We start from the raw sequence: 14680 nt of genomic DNA on the forward strand, positions 1-14680 counted from the left end.
CATGGGCATGCAGGAGCAGACGACGCAGGCCAGGCTGAGCGAGGCCTTTCTTTCCGGTGATCTGGAAAAATGCCTCGAAATGGCCCGGACCCTTGCGGTGGTTTCCGGTATCGGTCCGCACCCTCTGGAAACGCTGCTTCCTGTCGCAGAATCTCATGATCGCCGGGCTGAACTGCTCGCTCTGAGCGATCGTCTCGCCCAGGCTGCACCGCAGGATTGTCGCCTGCTTGAGCTTGGCGCGACACTCCTCATGCAGCTGGGCTTTCTCGATGAGGCCGAATCACGCCTCAATGACGCCCTGCAGAGACGACCCGGCCATCTTCCCGCCCTGAGCACGCTCTCCTGCGCGCTCACCCAGGCTGGCCGTTTTGCCGATGCCTGTGCCGTATTGAAGCGCATGCAGGCACTCGACCCCAGGGACCCGAGCGCTCTGTCGAATATCGCCTATATTACGGCCGCCAGTGGCGACGTTCATGAGGCGATCAATCTCTATCGTCAGGCGATCCAGATCAAGCCTGACCATCCGCAGATGCGCCTCAACTATTCCATCGCCTTGCTCAAGGCCGGGTATTTCCAGCAAGGCTGGTCCGAGCATGAATGGCGCTTTCGTCTGCCTGGCCATACCAGCCTGCCCATGGCCCAGCTCCTGCCCAACATCACCGAGAAACTCGATCTCCGCGGCAAACATGTTCTGGTGACGCAGGAGGAAGGCTACGGCGATACCTTCATGTATCTCCGGTATCTGCCCCTTCTGGCGCAGAAGGGGGCCATTATTCGTGTCTGGGGCGCTGACATCATGAGCGATCTCTGCGCACGGGTTGAGGGCGTCGATACTGTGCAAAGCGGTGGCACGACGCCCTATTATGACTATCACTGCCCCTTCATAAGCCTGCCGAGAGCCTTCGCGGCATCGCCAAATCCTTTTGGTGTCACCCCGCCCTATATCGCACCCGACGCAGTGAAGTCGGCGCATTTTGCAGCGCGCTTGCGGGACGACCATAACCTGAAGGTCGGGCTGGTCTGGTCGGGTGCACCAAGGCGCGACCAGACAGAGCCTTTCATGCTCGATCAACGCCGATCCATGACGCTCGAAACATTGCGCCCTCTGTTCGATCTGCCGAAAACGAGTTTTTACAGCCTGCAGAAGGGGGCTGCCTCCGGTCAGCTTGACGAGAGCAAAACCCCGATCATCGATCTGATGCCCGAATGCCTGACGATGGACGATACAGCGGCCCTGATCGATAATCTGGATATTGTCGTTTCGGTCGATACCTCAGCGGTTCATCTCGCAGGCGCCATGAACAAGTCTGTTCTACTGATGGACAGGGTCAATCCCTGTTGGCGCTGGATGACGGACCGCGCCGACAGCCCGTGGTATCCGTCGCTGCGCATTCTGCGTCAGACACGCGCCTGGGACTGGAGCGACGTCGTCTCTTCCGTGCGCGCCCTTCTTCACGACGAATCGGAACGAAAGAAATCATGACGTCCAGCTATCAGACTGCAAGACAGCGGCTCGACGCGCTTCTCTCCCGCCCCGGCCGGGTCATTCTCGGTCTCGTCGGCGCACCAGGCGGGGGCAAATCGACCCTCGCGGCTCGCCTTGCCGCAGATTATGCTGAGCACGCCATCGTCGTGCCGATGGACGGCTTTCATCTGGCCAATTGCGAGCTGAAGCGTCTCAACCGCGCAGGACGCAAGGGGGCTCCTGACACATTCGATGCGGCGGGCTTCACCTCGCTGCTCGACCGTATCCGTCATCAGCAATCCGATATCGTCTATGCCCCCCTCTTCGCCCGCGAGATCGAAGAGCCTATCGCAGGGGCCATACCGGTATTGCCTGATCGCAAGCTGATCATCGTTGAAGGTAATTACCTGCTCTGTGACGGCCCGTGGTCGGAAGTGCGCCGCTATCTCGATGAAAGCTGGTTTGTCGCAACCGATGAAGCGCTCCGCAATCAGTGGCTCGAAGCGCGCCATGTGCATTTCGGTCGCACGCCGGAAGAGGCCCGCCACTGGATTGCCGTCACCGATGCTCCCAATGCCCGGATCATCCTGCAGACACGAGACAAGGCAGACTGGCAGTACGTTCCGGAAACCGTAACGCTCTGACCGTTCCGCCCTCCGGGCCCTGAACGTGGAAGGAGGCCTTGTGCCCCCTCCCTGTTCTGCTCCTAGTAATCAAAGCCGTAGCTGAGGCCGACACTTGACCCCGGATCGTTTTCCGGCGTGGTAAAGCCGGTTACCTGCCCGCCCGTGCCAACGGTCGTATTGAGCTTGAGGCGCTTGGTGAGATCGACCTGCACCTGAGCCTGTGTACCCGATCCACCTGTTGCCTGTTTGGCGCCAACATAGACGCCCTTCATCACATATTTGCCAGCTTCAAGGCTCGCGCCGCCATTATTGACGCCGCTCCCGCCACCGACAGCAAGGCGATCAAGCCCGAGCAGACCGCGCACCTTGTTGAGCGGATCGAAGCTCGACCCACCCGTAATCTGGGCAACAGCCGCAGCGAGGCTCGCAAGCTGTGTCGGTGAAAGTGACGCGGTCGAGCTGCCGAAAAGCAGCATGGACAAAACCTGATCGCGCGGTAGCGACGGCTGCGACATGAAATCGATCTTCGGCGAACTGGCATAGCCCCCCACAACAAGGCTTGCGAGTGTGCCCTGCACATTGCGGTCTGCACGGAAATCGAGCGACGGATCGAGCTTGTGATCCACCCCAGATCCGTCAAAGGCCACACGCCCCTTTGTAAAGTTCAGATTCACCCCTGCGAGGTTGAAGAAGCCGCGCTTGAGATCGAAGCCGCCCGAAATATCAGGAGCTGTGCTGAGCCCGCCGATATGCAGCTTGCCGGACATTTCAGCATCCAGACCGTGACCACGCACGAAGAATTCGCCGGGCGAGAGCACCCCGATATCGAGCCCGATCACGAGCGCACCGGTGCTGCTTTCCCGTTTCTGGCCCGGTCTGATGACGGTGAGTTGTGGCACCGAAGCCGGCATGGAGCTCGGAATATTGACCACGACCGACGGCAGACGGATCGTGCCATCGACATCGAGACGCGTGGACAACTGGCCATGCGCGCGCAAATCGGTATCAATCACGGCGGTCAGCAGATCGCTCGTGATCGGCTGTGCCTTGCGGGCAACGATCCTGATGTCCAGCGGCAGGCCCGGACGCAGAAACCCGACCGAACCATTCAGCCCGATCACGCCCTTGCCCGCATGGGCCTGCACGTTCTGCAAGTTCAAACTGTCATCATTGGCGAGAATGACGCCATTGATATCGGTCAGCCTTACCCCTTGGCCGTAATGCGCGAAATTGATCGCCTCAAGCGTGATGCGTCCGGTCGCCTTTGGCGCCGTTGCCACGCCGTTCAAAGCCAGATCGATGGCCGTCTTGCCGCTCAATGCCATTCCCTGAGCGCCGATAACCGCATTGGCGACCGAGAGATCGAGCGCACCATTGACGTGCAGCCCAAGCGATCCAGTCGCAGAAAGCGGAACAGCGCCATTGGCACGCAGGGTAATCTTGCTTCCTGCATCGGCCTGCGCGGTCAGTTGTGCTGACTGCCCCGTCAGAAGCGCATTGGCCTGAAGCGAGAGCGGCGGCAGTGACTCACCTGGTCCGCTCCGTAGCTTGAATCCATGCAGATTGACCGCAACCGATCCAGTCGGTCGCGCAATCTCTCCCGTCAGATCGGCCTGAGCGGAAAGCACACCACTGGCATCGAAACCCGAGACGAATGGCCGTGCCAGCGCAGGTGTCACCTGCGCCACACGCAGATGCAGGTTGAGCCTGGGCTTGATTGTTCCTGCCAGATCGAGCGTTGCAGGGGACACACCCTGAGGAGCCACCGCGAGTTGCAGTCGATCGACGCCCTTTACCTCGCCAAAGTCCATCTTGCTCGCGCCGGACAGACGTATGGTCTCGCCCTTGACCAGAGCACTGAAGCGATTGAGCCGGACGCTTTTGCCGCTCAAATCGAGCAACAGCGCCGTGTCGATCGAGGCCGGGGCCGCCATGACATTCTGAAAAGCCCCGTTGAGCGACAGGGACAACGCATCTAGCGGTCCCTGAGCGGCAAGCTTCGCCGCACCCTTGATGTTCTGAGCGTCGATGCCGCTCAGCGCGAGCCTGAGATTGAGATCCGGCTTGTCGAGCGGATTATTGACCGTGCCTGACAGGTCGAGTGCCCCGAGACGGGCTTCCGTCGTGCTGACACCGCCCTTGACCGACAGGCTGACAACAGGGGGGACGGTCTCTGACGCCTCGCTCGTATGCACGTCCAGCACAAGTTTCCCGCCAAGGCGATGCCCCGCAAGAGCACTGAAATCGTTCAGATTTCCTGCCGTAATCGCCATGGTGCCCAGAGGCACCTTGGCAGAGGGTGGCAAGACGAGATGGGCCTTTCCGGTCAGGCTTGCCCAATCGAGCGCATTCAGAACAAGCTCGGCCGAACCATCGGCATGCCGGGCAAAGCTCGCATCGAGCGCAAGCTTGCGCCCGTCGAGCTTTCCATCGGCGCGCAGCGCCCCTTCAGGCGTCGCAGGGAGGTGCAGCAGGTTCAGATCGAGAGTGAGCGGCCCGGCAGGCACCTCACTCGCGCCGATCTCACCCTTGATCTGAGTCTTTGCCGCGAGATCCTGAAAGGGCCCCTCGGCATGAGCCGACAAGGCGAGATGACCATGCAGCTGAGGGGCTGCAGCCTTGAGATCAGGCAGAGCCAGAACGAGATCGCTTTCAAGAGATGGCGTTTTTCCCAACGAGACGGAGGCCTCGTCATGCAGATGCAAGGCCCGGCCGTCTATGGTCAAATCGCCGATGCGCACGACACGCCCATCTTCGCGTTCGGGAGATGCCGTGACATCGAGCGCAATCGTGGCATCGTCACCGATAAGGGAAACCGCCTGCTTCAGCCCGCCGGTTATCGAAAGGCGATCGCGCAGCGTGAGGCGCGTGTCTCCCTTGGGTCGATAGGTGAAATCGGCATGCGTGACGTTGTGGCCTGAAAGCGCGATCTTGCCGATGGCCGCCAGTGGCTTGAGATCGGGCAGCACGAGATCGAGCGCGCCACTTATTTCCGGCTTCAGCCGCGCTGTGGCACCGAGCTGGAACAATTCATGCGTGACGCTGAGCGTGACAGGCTGCCCTTCAGCATTTGGCTCCGCCTTGATCCGGGCTTCTACCGGGCTCGACGCCAGAAGCGCATTTGGTACACCCGGCACGCGCACCCCATCGGCGCGCAAGGTAAGCAGCAGATTATCGGCGCGGTTGCCCTTGCCCTCATCCCCCGAGAACCGGGCAGAGAGATGGGTCACCCCTGCGCCTGCAGCAGCAAGGGAGTCGAGATCAAGAGCCCCACTCCCTGAGGGGGCAAGCAGATCGCCATGGAGTTCCGCAGAAAGCGAAAACCCGTTCCAGGCGACACCTGCGAGCGGCGACATGGTGGGCGTCGAGGCCTTGAGGCCCAGATTGCCCTGATGCTGCAGCAGATCGAGCGTGCCCTGCGCGTGTGCCTTGACCTCGCCCGCCTGCATATCGAGCAGGAGATGGTTGGCACGCAGCGGACCCGACAGATCAAGCGACAGGGACAGAGGATCGAACGTTTCCATGCCTGCACACTGCGTCACGAGCCCCTGCGCACCGTCGTGAGCGGTCAGATGCAGGTTGATGGCGTCGCGTGGTGTCGCGAGGGTGACGGCGATTGTGGCGGGGCGATCGAGACGGGTGATCGTAAGACCCAGATCGGCCTTGGGCAGATGTCCCAGTGTCAGGCCATCGAGGATCGGCGCCAGATCGGCCAGAACGAGATGCCCCTGTGCCGAGGCACTGAGCGGAAACCCGACGAGGGATTTGCCCAGATCGATACGGGCAACATCCAGTTTCTTCAGGTTGATCCCGAGATGCAGACTTGACGGTGTGCTCGGCGTGGCAGGGGGCGTTGGTACAGCTGGATCGCTGACAGGCAGACGCTCAAAGCGCAGGGCCTGTGCCTGAAGCAGGGACGCCTTGACCGATTTATGCAAAAGCGCGAGCGGCGACCAGTTCAGGCGCAACTCGTCAATGGCCAGATACGGGCCCATATGATCATGAATGGTGAGCCGACGCAGATGCAGCCGATAGGGAAACGCCCCATCCAGCCCCTGCATCTGCACCATGCCCCCTGTCAGGCTTGCCGTCTCTCGTTCGATGAAACGCTGGCCGTATGGGATATTGGCGAAAACCAGAATACCAGCCAGCGCCAGCGTCACGAACGCCAGTGGTAGCCCGACAATCAGGGCCACACACCACAAGGCGACACGCTTCCAGCGCGCAAGGCGGGGTTTGGGGTCAGGCGCGGGCGTCTGCGGCAGGTCGCGTCGGGACGGATCGGTTACGGGGCGCGCGTTCATCAGAAAGTCTCCCCGAGACCGATATAGAGCTCCCATTTATCGCCATGGGGCGGCCTGTTGGCAGGAAGGGCGACATCGAGACGCACCGGCCCGATAGGGGTGTAATAACGCACACCCGCGCCATAACCGACGCGCAGCTTGCCCTGGAATGGCCGACTGCCGACACCCACCTGACCGGCATCGACGAATGCTGCGGCCCCAAAGCTTTTCAGGATACGCTGACGGAATTCCACCGATCCGGCATCGAGCGAGGTACCGCCAATGCCATATTTGCCGTTCTGCGGCCCCACGCCCTGATATCGGAAACCACGGACCGTCGCGGGGCCACCGGCGTAAAGTCTCTGATCGGGTGGTATCTGATAGGTCGACGCCCCCTGCACCGAGCCGACAAGCCCGCGCACCGCAATGACGGAGCGCCCCGGCGCACTCAACCCGATATGGTGCAGATCGAAATAGGTCGAAGCACTGGCGCTCATGATGGTGAAGAAGGCACTGCCATTTTCGAGCGATTCCGAAGGGGTGATGTTCACGGTGGCCCGCATGCCATGAGTCGCCGGATCGATCGGGTTTGACAATTCCGTGCTGTCATAAACTGCCCCAAGAGGCGCCTGCACGATCAGGTAGTCAGTCGAAACGCCGAATTGCTTGATGTTTTCCTGCTCGGCCAGAAGACTGCCATTGATGCTCCAGCGCTTGTTGAGCCGCCTGATCAGCCCGCCACGCACCAGAATGGCCGTCTGGTGATAGGAATAGAGCAGCTGCCTGATACCCTCGACGCGCAGACTCAGATTCTGGTCACGCCGCAGAAAATCCGGTTTGAGAAAATCCGCATAGACATCGTAACCAAGCCCCTGCTGGGCAGATCCACCCAGCCCGGTGACGAGCGCCGTCAGCTTAAGCTGCTCCGCCCCGCCAAGCAGATTGCGATGGGTCCAGCTTGCACCGACGCGGCCGCCAAGATCGGTCGAATAGCCGATCTGCCCGGAAACGGTGTGACGCTTGCCCTCGGCAAGCGCGAAACGCAGCGGCATGGCCTGCGTCACACCCGGCGTTGCCTGCCCGCGCGCCAGCGCCACAAGCGGCGGCGCATCATGCACCCCGACGGACGAAAAGATTCCTACACTGGCGAGATCCTGACGCGCGTCCTCGATCTTGCTCGGCTGATAGAGCTGCCCTTCGTGGATGAGCAGGCGACGACGCAGGAATTTCTCACGCGTGCGTTCCAGCCCCGTGAAACTGATCGGCCCTATATCGACAACTGGACCGACACCCACAGAGAACTCGAGATCGAGCGTCTGGGTGGCAGGTCGCAGATAGGCAACTGGCGTCGAGACATTTGCCTGGGCATGGCCCTCTTCCAGCAAGGCGTGAAGCAGCCCCGACTGCGCCGCCAGCACATCGGCTGCGATCGCCTTCTGTCCCGCCTGCAGGCCAAAGGCCTTGCGCGCTGCGTCGTCCAGCTCAACCGGGTGCGGTGGCTGCGTCGCCTTTGCCGCAACGGTTTTTCCGTTGGGCGGGGTTGATGTCGTGCCCGACTTGTCCGGCGCAGTTTCGGTTGACTGGCCGCTCAGCGGACCGGCAACCAGCGTGACCTTGCCAATGTGGAATTGTGGCCCGGTGACTGTCTTGATGGTGATCCGGAGCTTCTTGCTGCCAGCAGGCGTGTTTCCCAGCGCCGCCAGCCGGTCAGGCAGGGCAGGATCGCGACCGTCGATATTTCGCCCGTCTGGCAGGCGCACGGTGATAATGACCTTGCCAGCATAGAAGCCACGACTTTCGAGAGCCGTCTGGACACGATCGTAATCGCCCCTTATCCGCCCGGCGAGAGCATAAGGATCGACCGCCTTCGTCTTCTGCAATGACGCCAGGGTGGAGGAGGCCTGAACCATCGGATCGAGATCCGGATCGGACGATGGCAGGATCTCTACCTGATAGGCTTCGTCCTTCTCGGCTGCCTTATGGTCCGCCTTGCCATCCTGACTAGGCGCGGCACAGGCCCTGGAAAAAGCCGGCAGTGTACTCGCAAGACACAAGGCAAGAGCGGCATGGGCCAGAAGAACCGCCTTCAACTGCGGCGCCTTCCATGCAGAAAGAGAGAAACGGTAAGGCGAAACACGGCTAAACGACAGCAAAGGCACTCCTGCTGTTTGATCGGTCCTTGCAAGTGATGGCTGAAAAGCGTGTCGAGATCATGTCATGGCTGCGTCATCAAGAAAAGGCAGGGGGAGGCTCTTTTGCCTGTATTAACCGCGCATGGCAGAGTTTCGTTCAATCTTAATCAAATCATCGCTGTATCGCGGTTGTCCGAAAGAATGATTTCGCGTTAGGTATGGCCCAATGACTGACGCGATTACGCGCCGCCGTCCCGCGAGTGACGCTTCCGGCCCCGAACCCTGGACCGCCCCGCTTGAGCCTGCTCTGGGGAACCGCTTTCTATGTCGGCTGCGCGCGATCAGGCGCATGAGCCTCTCCATTCTGTGGACGATCGTCGCCAGCGTGCCGCAACGCGCCCTGCTGCGACGCAAAAGTGCGAACAAGATCGTGTTCGCCCGTTTTTACTGGGCAACAATCTGCCGCATCCTTGGCCTGCGCGTGCGCGTGGTCGGTGAGGCAGCCGGAACGATACGCGACAGCCTCGCTGTCAGAAACGGCGAGCGTCCGATCATTTTCGTCGCCAATCATTCCTCATGGCTCGATATCGCGGTTGCGGGCGGCATCCTTCCCACTGTTTTTGTTGCAAAACAGCAGATTGCCGACTGGCCGGTCATCGGCACGCTGGCGCGTCTTGGCAGGACGATCTTTGTCAGCCGCCAGCGCAACAATACAGGGCGCGAACTTCAGGCGATGACTGATCGCCTGAATAACGGCGATAATCTGATCCTTTTCCCGGAAGGCACTTCGACGGATGGCACCCATGTGCTGCCCTTCATGTCGTCCTTCTTCGCCATCGCCAAGCCGAGCCGTGTCGACCCTACCCTTCCGACGCCCCCTTCGGTGCTGATCCAGCCGGTCTCCATCGTCTATGACCGTCTCGATGGCCTGCCTATCGGGCGCGCGCGTCGCACTGCCCTGGCGTGGTACGGTGACATGGAACTGGCGCCGCATATCTGGTCGGTCACGCAATGGCGCTCGCTCGGTGCAACAGTCATTCTTCATCCTCCGGTCGATCCGGCAGATTTCCCGAGCCGCAAGGAGCTTTCTTCTGCGGTGCAGGAGATCGTGGCACTCGGCGTAGCCCAACTGCACCATAACCCCGACCAGCCCGAGGCGATCCAGCTCTGAGCGGCATGCCCGCCTTGCACCGCCCAGACGCCGGGTCGCATATGGCACAAATATTACCCATGCATTTGACGTGTCTTTCGGCTACAACGCATGGCAGTACATCCATAAAAGGGCATATGGGACAAACAGACAGGAGGAGGCCTGAGTTTCAGGCATTTTCCCTAGACATCCCACCCGCAGAGCATCGCCAGCAGGCAAGAGGTAAGGACACGTGACCGTCGAGGCTTCCAACGACAGCAGGATTACAGTGCAGAACGAGATGAACGCCAATACGCGCGGCCTGCATGTCATCACCTGGGGCTGTCAGATGAATGTCTATGACAGCGCGCGCATGACCGATGTTCTGGCGCCACTCGGCTATCGCGCTGTCACGACGCCCGAACAGGCCGAGATGGTCATACTCAACACCTGTCATATCCGCGAGCGCGCCGCCGAGAAGGTGTTCTCGGAACTGGGGCGCCTGCGAAAGATCAGCGAAGAACGCGAGGCCTCCGGTCTGAGCCGGTCGATCATCGCAGTGGCAGGCTGCGTGGCCCAGGCAGAAGGCGAAGAGATTCTCGCCCGCGCACCCTATGTCGATATCGTTCTCGGTCCGCAGACCTACCATCGCCTGCCCGAGATGGTGGCCCGTGCAGCGCGTGCCGGTGGCGCTGTGATCGACACCGATTTTCCTGTCGAGATGAAGTTCGACTTTCTGCCACAGGAAGCCGCCCCGCAGGTCGAGGGAAACCTGACAGCGTTCCTCACGATTCAGGAAGGCTGCGACAAGTTCTGCTCCTTCTGCGTCGTGCCTTACACACGTGGCGCCGAAACCAGCCGTTCGCTGCCCTCGGTCATCGCCGAGGCAAGACGCATGGTGGAAAGCGGCGTACGCGAGATCACCCTGCTCGGCCAGAACGTCAATGCCTATCATGGCGATGACGGACAAGGCGGTACGGCCGATCTGCCTCAGCTCGCCGAAGCGCTGGCGGCCCTCCCGGGCCTCAAGCGCATCCGCTACATGACATCGCATCCGCGTGACATGGACCAGACGCTGATCGACGCCCATCGTGACAATCCAGCGCTGATGCCTTTCCTGCATCTGCCGGTGCAATCAGGCTCGGATCGCATTCTCAAGGCCATGAATCGCGGCCATACGGCTGACGACTATCGCGCCCTGATCGCCCGCCTGCGCGAAGCCTGCCCCGACCTCGCCCTCTCTTCCGATTTCATTGTCGGCCATCCGGGCGAGACGGATGAGGATTTCGAGGCGACCATGCAGCTCGTGCGCGATATCGGTTTCGCACAGGCGTTCTCGTTCAAATACTCGCCCCGCCCCGGAACACCGGCAGCAGGTCAGCCCTTCCAGATCGACGAGGCGGTGAAAGACGCACGCCTGCAGCGACTGCAGGCGCTCCTGCGCGAGCAGCAGGACGCGTTCAACGCCGATATGGTCGGTCGCACCCTGCCGGTTCTCTTTACCGGACGTGGCCGCAAACCCGGCCAGATCTCCGGGCGTTCACCCTATCTGCAACCGGTCCATGTCGATGGTCCTGATGATCTTATCGGTCAGACAGTGCCGGTTGTGATAACCCAGCGTCTTACCAATTCGCTGGCTGGTACACTCTTACGGGAGAGAGTCTGCGCTTGAGCCACCCCACGGCACCCCAGTCGCATCCCGGACACGGGACCAATGACCGTAACTCCAGGCGGCAGCTTCCGCCTGATACCCCCCCTCAGGAACAGGGCCATCGCACCTCCGCGCTGCGCTTTGGCGATAATATCCTTCTCCAGCAATTGCTGGGTGATCATGACCGTCATCTGATCCGCCTCGAACAGGGTTTCGATGTGCGTCTGACCTGCCGTGGCAACAAGATTGCCATCACGGGTGAAGCCGCCTCTGTGGCCCGCGCTCAGGCAGCCATCACGGCGCTGTACAATCAGCTGGAACATGGCGGCAAAATCGATGGCCCTGTCGTGGATAGTGTCATCCGCCTCTCTGCCCTGCCCCGCCCGTCGCGACAGCCTGAACCGCGCGCGGCTCAGCCCCGTCCGGCCGAGCCAGGCAGAAGGGATACGGATAATCACGCACCGTTTCAGGACCTGCCTGCCATACGCACGAAGCGCGGGGCGATTGCACCACGCTCACGCGGGCAGGCTGCCTATATGGAAATGCTGGCCAGGACGGAGCTGACTTTCGGCATCGGCCCAGCCGGAACGGGCAAGACCTATCTGGCCGTTGCGCAGGGTGTTGCCATGCTTCAGGCAGGCCAGGTGGATCGCATTATCCTCTCACGCCCTGCGGTCGAGGCAGGCGAGCGCCTGGGCTTTCTGCCCGGCGATCTGCGTGAAAAAATCGACCCCTATCTGCGCCCGCTCTACGATGCGCTGAATGACATGCTGCCAGGCGATCAGGTTGCCCGGCGCATGGCCAATGGCGAAATCGAGGTGGCCCCGCTTGCCTTCATGCGCGGCCGTACACTGGCGCATGCCTTCGTCATTCTCGACGAGGCCCAGAACACCACACCGGCCCAGATGAAAATGTTCCTGACCCGCATGGGACAGGGTGCCCGCATGGTCATCACGGGCGATCTCAGCCAGATCGATCTGCCTTCGGGCGTCGCATCAGGCCTGCGTGAAGCCGTCGAGACCCTTGAAGGCCTGCCGGGAATTGGTATTACGCGTTTCGAGTCTGCTGATGTTGTCCGTCACCCGCTGGTGGCCCGCATCGTGGACGCTTATGATCAACGAGTGGCTGCGGCACGGGATTATTCCCGAGGCAGGTCGCGCCGGGAATACAATGGAACCTCGAAGTAGTCTTACCCCATCCGCCGAAGAGACGTCCTCTACAAACAGGGCGTCTCTTCGCAATCGCCTCGACCTGATCGTGACGGATCGTCGCTGGCGCGTTGCCGTGCCCGGTCTCGAACAGCGTGTCATGCGCTGCATCGAGGCAAGCCGCCCCTGGCTCGACCGGGATCGCGTGCCGGCTTTTCTTTTGGCCGACGATCGCGCGGTCAAGGAACTGAACGCCAGTTTCAGAGACAAGAACAAGCCGACGAATGTCCTCACCTTTGAGGAGAACGGCGCGTTCGGCGATGGCGATATCGCCCTCGCCTATGAAACGCTTCATCGTGAGGCCAAGGCGGGCAACAAGCGGTTTTCGCATCATTTTGCCCATCTGGTCGTGCATGGCCTGCTTCACCTTGCCGGTCATGACCATCACCGCCCCGATGAGGCACGACTGATGGAAATGACCGAAGCGCGCATTCTCTCGCGCCTCGGCATTCCAAACCCCTGGCGACTGGGTGGGAGGCGCGTCGCATGAGCGAGAGCGACGAGCATCAACAGCGACGCAACAAGGGGCTGTTCGGAATCTTCAACCGCAGGGGACGTGAGCAGGGCCTGAGGCTCTCCATCGCGGCCCTGGTGGAAGAAGCAGCAACACCCCACCCCGAGGCCGGAACACGCCCTGAACTTGATCGTCAGGAACGCGCGCTGATCACCAATGTGCTGCATCTGCGGGAAAAAACCGCCGATGACGTCATGGTGCCGCGCGCCGATATCGTCTCGATGTCAGCTGATATCACCCTGGATGAGGCGCTCGATTTCATGCGCCGCGAGAACCACTCGCGCGTGCCGGTCTATCGTGAGCATCTGGACAACGTCATCGGGATGATTCACGTCAAGGATCTGATCGCCTATATCGGCACGTCGGAAGCCTTCGATATCGAGCCTCTTCTGAGGCAGCCGCTCATGGTTGCCCCGCAGATACCAGTGCTGGATCTGCTGCTTCAGATGCGCCAGCGTCGCACCCATCTGGCGCTCGTGATCGATGAATACGGCGGAGTGGACGGTCTGGTGACGATCGAAGACCTGGTCGAGACCATCGTCGGCGATATCTCTGATGAGCATGACGAGCCGGTTTCCGCCATGATTTCCGAAAGAGCTGATGGCTCCTTCGATCTTGATGCCCGTCTGCCGGTCGATGAGCTTGAAGGCTTCATGGGGCCTGTGCTGACAGAAGCGGAGCGCGAAGCGGAAATCGAGACTGTGGGTGGGCTCGTGTTCCGCCTAGCCGGGCATGTTCCCATCAGGGGCGAGGTTTTCACCCATGAGAGCGGTCTCGTCTTTCGTGTGACCGATGCCGATGCGCGCCATATCCGCGCGCTGCGCATGAGGGTCCCGTCCGACTGGGTTCGCAGCGATGCGAAGCAGCCAGACCGCGACGCGGAAGCGCGCTGACGCAGCGCCCGACCCCGCGCCTTTCTGTGTGACAACGAAATCAGGTGCCGGAACCCTGTGCGTGAAGGGTCCGGCACTTGACGCAGGCGCCCCTTCCGGTCTTCAAAACTTTGACATCATTCAACGGGAGTGTTTTCCATGTCCGTCTACAGGCGCAGTTTCCTGGCAGCGATCCCTGCCCTCGCCCTCATGTCGAAAGCCCGCGCTGAAGACGCTCACACCAACGACATTCGCCTGACGCCGCGCACCCTGGGCAATCCCAAGGCGCCGGTCACGGTCAATGAGTGGTTCTCGCTGACCTGCACCCATTGCGCCCATTTCGAAATGACCGTCTTCCAGGAAGTGAAGACGAAGCTCATCGATACCGGCAAGGTGTTCTACGTCTATCACGACTTCCCGCTCGACCAGATCGCGCTTCTCGGCGCCATGGTGGCGCGCTCGCTTCCCGTCGAGCGCTACGTGCCCTTCGTCAATTCAATGCTCTCGACGCAGGATCGCTGGGCTTTCGCCCGCGACGTCGATCCGAAAAAGCAGATCCAGCAGATGGCGGCCCTGGCGGGTGTTTCGGCCGATCAGTTCAAAAAGATCGATGCTGACGACGCGCTTCGTCAGGCACTCGTGGCGCAGCAGGATGCCGATCAGGCCAAATACAATATCGGCGGCACGCCTTTCTTCATGTTCAACGACAAGCCGTATAATCAGGAACTCCTGACCTTCGATGCTTTCGAGGCAGAAGTCAGGAAGGCTGGCGGCTAAGGCCGCATTCGGTTACATGCGCG

Annotated in this window: 10 protein-coding genes; 8 read left to right on the plus strand and 2 right to left on the minus strand. The window is 61.0% G+C overall.

Annotated elements, in window-relative coordinates; all coding sequences use genetic code 11:
- Position 1 precedes the first annotated feature (1 nt).
- Both AA105894_RS03670 and AA105894_RS03675 read left to right on the plus strand, forming a co-directional pair.
- Complete coding sequence (locus AA105894_RS03670; RefSeq protein WP_267310537.1) at positions 2 to 1483, plus strand: tetratricopeptide repeat protein; 1482 nt, start codon at positions 2 to 4, stop codon at positions 1481 to 1483.
- A complete protein-coding gene (locus tag AA105894_RS03675) occupies positions 1480 to 2109 on the plus strand; it encodes a nucleoside/nucleotide kinase family protein (protein ID WP_267310538.1) in 630 nt (209 codons plus the stop codon). The genes AA105894_RS03670 and AA105894_RS03675 overlap by 4 nt, the downstream gene beginning before the upstream one ends.
- A gap of 62 nt (positions 2110 to 2171) precedes the next feature.
- Here the strand turns inward: AA105894_RS03675 and AA105894_RS03680 are convergent, their stop codons facing one another.
- Both AA105894_RS03680 and AA105894_RS03685 read right to left on the minus strand, forming a co-directional pair.
- Positions 2172 to 6395: a translocation/assembly module TamB domain-containing protein gene (locus AA105894_RS03680; protein WP_267310539.1), complete on the minus strand. Its 4224-nt coding sequence runs from the start codon at positions 6393 to 6395 to the stop codon at positions 2172 to 2174.
- Complete coding sequence (locus AA105894_RS03685) at positions 6395 to 8410, minus strand: autotransporter assembly complex protein TamA (RefSeq protein ID WP_267310678.1); 2016 nt, start codon at positions 8408 to 8410, stop codon at positions 6395 to 6397. Before AA105894_RS03685 ends, AA105894_RS03680 begins: the two co-directional genes overlap by 1 nt.
- Before the next feature lie 322 nt (positions 8411 to 8732).
- On the opposite strand from AA105894_RS03685, the gene AA105894_RS03690 reads away from it, so the two are divergent.
- The 6 genes from AA105894_RS03690 to AA105894_RS03715 all read left to right on the plus strand — a co-directional run bounded on the left by AA105894_RS03690 (position 8733) and on the right by AA105894_RS03715 (position 14657).
- The gene (locus tag AA105894_RS03690; RefSeq protein WP_267310540.1) at positions 8733 to 9677 is read left to right on the plus strand and encodes a lysophospholipid acyltransferase family protein; all 945 of its coding nucleotides are present in this window, start codon (positions 8733 to 8735) and stop codon (positions 9675 to 9677) included.
- A 259-nt stretch (positions 9678 to 9936) separates the two neighbouring features.
- Positions 9937 to 11307: a tRNA (N6-isopentenyl adenosine(37)-C2)-methylthiotransferase MiaB gene (gene miaB, locus AA105894_RS03695; RefSeq protein ID WP_267310679.1), complete on the plus strand. Its 1371-nt coding sequence runs from the start codon at positions 9937 to 9939 to the stop codon at positions 11305 to 11307.
- Between the two features lie 113 nt (positions 11308 to 11420).
- Positions 11421 to 12473, plus strand: coding sequence for a PhoH family protein (locus tag AA105894_RS03700; RefSeq protein ID WP_267310680.1), 1053 nt, complete (start codon positions 11421 to 11423; stop codon positions 12471 to 12473).
- On the plus strand, positions 12457 to 12984 hold the full coding sequence (ybeY, locus tag AA105894_RS03705) for an rRNA maturation RNase YbeY (protein WP_267310541.1): 528 nt from the start codon (positions 12457 to 12459) through the stop codon (positions 12982 to 12984). The genes AA105894_RS03700 and ybeY overlap by 17 nt, the downstream gene beginning before the upstream one ends.
- On the plus strand, positions 12981 to 13901 hold the full coding sequence (locus AA105894_RS03710; RefSeq protein WP_267310542.1) for a hemolysin family protein: 921 nt from the start codon (positions 12981 to 12983) through the stop codon (positions 13899 to 13901). The genes ybeY and AA105894_RS03710 overlap by 4 nt, the downstream gene beginning before the upstream one ends.
- A 138-nt stretch (positions 13902 to 14039) precedes the next feature.
- Positions 14040 to 14657 carry a DsbA family protein gene (locus AA105894_RS03715; RefSeq protein WP_267310543.1) on the plus strand — a complete coding sequence of 206 codons (618 nt, stop codon included), beginning with the start codon at positions 14040 to 14042 and terminating at the stop codon, positions 14655 to 14657.
- Positions 14658 to 14680: the final 23 nt, after the last annotated feature.

This window comes from Asaia spathodeae NBRC 105894, assembly GCF_025994195.1.
GTDB classification, from domain to species: Bacteria; Pseudomonadota; Alphaproteobacteria; order Acetobacterales; family Acetobacteraceae; genus Asaia; species Asaia siamensis.

What these genes read in the sequence shown, in the direction of transcription:
- AA105894_RS03670 (WP_267310537.1), top strand. Translation starts at nt 2, where the DNA reads ATGGGCATGCAGGAGCAGACGACGCAGGCCAGGCTGAGCGAGGCCTTT.
- AA105894_RS03675 (WP_267310538.1), top strand. Translation starts at nt 1,480, where the DNA reads ATGACGTCCAGCTATCAGACTGCAAGACAGCGGCTCGACGCGCTTCTC.
- AA105894_RS03680 (WP_267310539.1), bottom strand. Translation starts at nt 6,395, where the DNA reads ATGAACGCGCGCCCCGTAACCGATCCGTCCCGACGCGACCTGCCGCAG.
- AA105894_RS03690 (WP_267310540.1), top strand. Translation starts at nt 8,733, where the DNA reads ATGACTGACGCGATTACGCGCCGCCGTCCCGCGAGTGACGCTTCCGGC.
- miaB (WP_267310679.1), top strand. Translation starts at nt 9,937, where the DNA reads ATGAACGCCAATACGCGCGGCCTGCATGTCATCACCTGGGGCTGTCAG.
- ybeY (WP_267310541.1), top strand. Translation starts at nt 12,457, where the DNA reads ATGGAACCTCGAAGTAGTCTTACCCCATCCGCCGAAGAGACGTCCTCT.
- AA105894_RS03710 (WP_267310542.1), top strand. Translation starts at nt 12,981, where the DNA reads ATGAGCGAGAGCGACGAGCATCAACAGCGACGCAACAAGGGGCTGTTC.
- AA105894_RS03715 (WP_267310543.1), top strand. Translation starts at nt 14,040, where the DNA reads ATGTCCGTCTACAGGCGCAGTTTCCTGGCAGCGATCCCTGCCCTCGCC.